Source organism: Petralouisia muris (assembly GCF_004793545.1).
Classification (GTDB): Bacteria; Bacillota; Clostridia; order Lachnospirales; family Lachnospiraceae; genus Petralouisia; species Petralouisia muris.
The window spans coordinates 1-1,927 of record NZ_SRYA01000188.1 but is presented as its reverse complement, the minus strand read 5'-3'; the positions used below and the strand labels follow the sequence as shown (position 1 = coordinate 1,927).

Here is a 1,927-nt window from a genome sequence, read left to right as displayed (position 1 = left end):
GGTAGTGTCAAGTAATCTATGAAAAAACGAGCTGAAAAAAATAGGCTCAAATGAACCTTGAAAACTGTAGATATTGATTCCGAAAAGCTCTCCGAGGGCTTAGGGCGTTGCCCTAAGAACCCACAAGGGACCAGCCCCTTGACCCACTTTCGGGCTCTGCCCGAACCCGTCCTCGCCGGAAGGCAGGAAAAGGGCGCAGTTGCCCCTTTTCTGTTAAACAGGATAATCCGTGAGCCTTATGTCAACAGACTTTCGCGGCATATCCTCACAGACGGCGCTGCCGTCTGCTCCGGTATTCCACGGTTCTATTGACAACAGCTCCGCTCCGGCGCAGGGCTTCCATTTTTCTGCATGTTCAGGATGGTCTGCTGACCGAGAAAGATGAGAAGCTGCCATTTACCCGGCATGTTGTCGGCGCCCTGCAGCATTTCCACTTCGTTGAGTGCTTTGTATTTCTTGTGTTTATGCGGACGGAGAAAGTTATAGTATGCAACCCAGAGGGCAAGATCGTAATTAGCGCCGTCGATGTTGTCAAAGCCGTTTGTGTGACGGTAAGAGGCCTTATAGGTGCGGTTGAGGCGTTCAATCATCTGCTTGAACGGACGGTGTTCTGTGGAAACGGCATCGTCGTTGGTAAGCCCAATCACCTGGGTGATTTTGAAGGTAAAATCTTTCCCCAGCCTTTTTACGAATTCCATTGCGGCGAGCGGGTAGGCGCTGTAACCGTCAGCAATGAACTTAAAGTTTTCCGGCAGCTTTGTAAGCCCCCGGAAAGCCATACGCATGGCGAGGATGCAGGGACCGACGCCACGGTTATCTGATATCTGGTAGCCGATGATGGATCGGGACGCGGCGTTCATGATGAGCCAGACATAAGTTTTGACGCCACGGATTTTTATATAGGTTTCATCGGCAGTAAACACTTCTCCTTTTTCGTAGGGGTATTGGTCAACAAAGGGCTTAATGCAGACAGCGGCAGTTTTGCAGTAGTTGGCGATCTGCTGGTGGGAAATGCTGATGTTGTACAGGTCTTTAAGGGCCTGCGAGGTTTTTCGCAGGGAGAGGCCAAGGTTGACGTGGAGGGTCAGGCACAGGGACATTACGTGGGCGTTATGTTTGGTGAATTTCAGGGAGGAGGCATTTTTAGGCAGTGTATTTAGATCCATGCTGAAAAAATCCATCGTGAATTCACGGTAGATATAGTGGAGTTTATATTTATTTTTGCCGTAATCCTCTTTGAGGTCTTCCTTATCCACTTTCCCCAGGTTGTAGAGATAATAAGGGCATTTGGAATTGACGCACTTATGGATGATAAAGTGTCTGCGTTCTTTCTTGGGGACCAAGGCATTGCCGCAGTGCGGACAGCGAAGTTTCACAGAGGAGAAGCGGCTTTCATCCGGGGAGAACCTTGCAGCACAGATTTTGCAGAGAAGCTGGCCCTTGGAACCGTTGTTTTTATAGAGAAAGGGCTTAGGGGCATCACAGCGTGGGCAGGTACAGCTGTCTGGGATATCGCATTCTGAGCGGCGGCTGACCGGGCGGATTTTCTTACCATAACGTTTTTCATAGTAAGGGATTAATTCTTTATAAGTCCAGTCCTGGCGGAAGTCGGTGATAAGAGGGAGTTTATCAATCTTAAACTTCTGGTATTTTGGGGAATGGGAATCATCAAAGGCCCACTGTTTCAGAGGGATGTATCTGCAGATAAAGTTGATCAACCAGCAGTTTTGCTGGTAAAGGGATTGAATGAGAGAGAGTAAATAGGTAATAATATCCATAAGCAATGATTTTCCTTTCCGTGTTTGTGGGTTAGTAATAGTATTGACACAAAAAAGGGAGGTCATTGCTTTTTCTTTTGAAAAAGTGGTGTAATCCTTGGAATTATAAGGTTTGCAACAAAAAATATAGTGGTAGATTTGACACTACC

At 47.4% G+C, this 1,927-nt stretch carries 1 protein-coding gene; it reads right to left on the bottom strand.

Going from position 1 to position 1,927, the window contains the following annotated elements:
- Positions 1-305 precede the first annotated feature (305 nt).
- Positions 306-1,778 carry a DDE-type integrase/transposase/recombinase gene (locus tag E5329_RS28930; protein ID WP_135992554.1) on the bottom strand — a complete coding sequence of 491 codons (1,473 nt, stop codon included), beginning with the start codon at positions 1,776-1,778 and terminating at the stop codon, positions 306-308.
- Between the last annotated feature and the right edge of the window lie 149 nt (positions 1,779-1,927).

Excerpts from the sequence above, each read along its gene's own strand:
- E5329_RS28930 (WP_135992554.1), bottom strand. The coding sequence starts at position 1,778 with ATGGATATTATTACCTATTTACTCTCTCTCATTCAATCCCTTTACCAG.